Source organism: Deltaproteobacteria bacterium, assembly GCA_009930495.1.
Classification (GTDB): domain Bacteria; phylum Desulfobacterota; class Desulfovibrionia; order Desulfovibrionales; family Desulfomicrobiaceae; genus Desulfomicrobium.
The window spans coordinates 1-1717 of the sequence record RZYB01000348.1 but is presented as its reverse complement, the minus strand read 5'-3'; the positions used below and the strand labels follow the sequence as shown (position 1 = coordinate 1717).

At 40.9% G+C, this 1717-nt stretch carries 1 protein-coding gene; it reads right to left on the bottom strand.

Annotated elements, in window-relative coordinates; translation table 11 throughout:
- Positions 1-1490, bottom strand: a 1490-nt coding sequence (locus tag EOL86_14560; GenBank protein ID NCD26794.1) for a recombinase family protein, incomplete at its 3' end; no start/stop codon positions are given.
- Positions 1491-1717: the final 227 nt, after the last annotated feature.

Genomic DNA, 1717 nt, shown 5'->3' with positions numbered 1-1717 from the left:
TCCTGCCACAGGCAAAAACCACTTTCCGCCCCCTTTCGGAAAGTGGTTTTTGGGCTTTCGCCATTTGGGGTTTGGGTTAGGGTTTTGTTGCTCAAAAACAGGTTCAACCCAAAGATTTCAGACAAAACGTCTTTTTGTCCGTCAAAATCGTTATTTGCTCGCAAATAACAGATAGATTTTGCGGTTTCCAGCCATTTCCGCATAGGTTCTAACCAAGCAAATTGGTTGGTCTGTAAGTTTGCCAAACTTTCCTCCAAACTTTTCTTTTCGCTCAAAATCTCCAATTTTTTAGTGAGAAAAGTCTGGCGGTCAATATCTTGGTCTAAATAACTATCTAGCAAAATCTTTTGTTTAGCGTTTAAGCGTGAGATTTGCGAACGCAAATCGTCAATCACAGAAATGTTGCCCACACTTTCGGCTTGCTCGTCTTGTGCCATTTTGTCGGTCATAAAAGTATAGATTTCGCTAGACATCTCATACTCGCCCAAAAGTGCCGAAAGTTGTGGCAATAAATCCTTTTCCCTTATTGGCGGTTCAACGCATTTAACGGCTCGTTTCTTACGAGAGCAGCGATAATATGTCCAAGAGTGAAAATTGCCGTTTTTCTGGGTTTTAGTTTTTGTTTCGCTCGTTATGCCCATACCGCACTCCGCACATCTTAAAAGCCCTAAAAATGGCGTTGTTGGCTTGATTTGCTTTTGGGTATGCCCACGAGTTTCAATAACTTGCTGAACTTTATCATATAGGGCTTTTGAGATTATCGGTGCGTGGTGACCCTCATGTAATTCGCCTTTATACAGAAAATGCCCATAGTAAAAAGGGTTCTGTAGAATACTTTTAACTTTATCGTCCTTAAATGTTTTTCCGCCCGATGTTATTGCTCCATTTTCTTGTAAGAAATAGGCAAGTTTTTCCATTGTTTGATCGCCAAGCGCGTAACGCTCAAACAATTCTTTTACAAGCGGTGAATACCGCTTGTCTAAAACAATAGTTTTAGTTCTGGTGTCATTTAAGTAACCAAAAGGTGCTTGGCTTGGAAAATCGCCACTTCTTACTCTGGCTCGCAACCCTCGTTTGGTGTTTTCGGACAAATTATCTACATAATACTTGGACTGGCCAAACATAATTGAGAGCATAAACTTGCCTTGACTGGTATTCTCAAATTGAAACACCGGAAAACGCAAAAAGTTCAGTGATGTTTGGTCTAATAAATAGATAATTTGTCCGCCGTCTATGGAGTTGCGAGCAAGGCGGTCGGGGTGCCACGCCAAAATGCCGTTGGCTTCGCCGTTTTCAATTCGTTTAATCATAGAACTGAAAATGGGTCGCCCTGGGCTTTTGGCTGTTTGTTTTTCTATGAGTTCGTCAATAACGACAAGTTTATTATCTCTCGCAAACTTGCGGAGTTCCGCAAGTTGAGCGTCAATGCTTAAAACTTGCTTGTCTTCTGTGTCCGTAGATTTACGAGCATACAAGATATATTTTTCCATTTTTACCCCTTTAAAACTTAAAAAGCCGACCTGGTGCAACACAATTCAGATAAACTAAACTGTTCCAAGTCGGCTTTTTAAGCCAAAGAAAAAAGTTTATCTATAAATTGTGTTGCCCTTTCATTATACAACAAAACCCTAACCCAAACCCCAAATGGCGAAAGCCCAAAAACCACTTTCCGAAAGGGGGCGGAAAGTGGTTTTTGCCTGTGGCAGGAGTTAAAAAA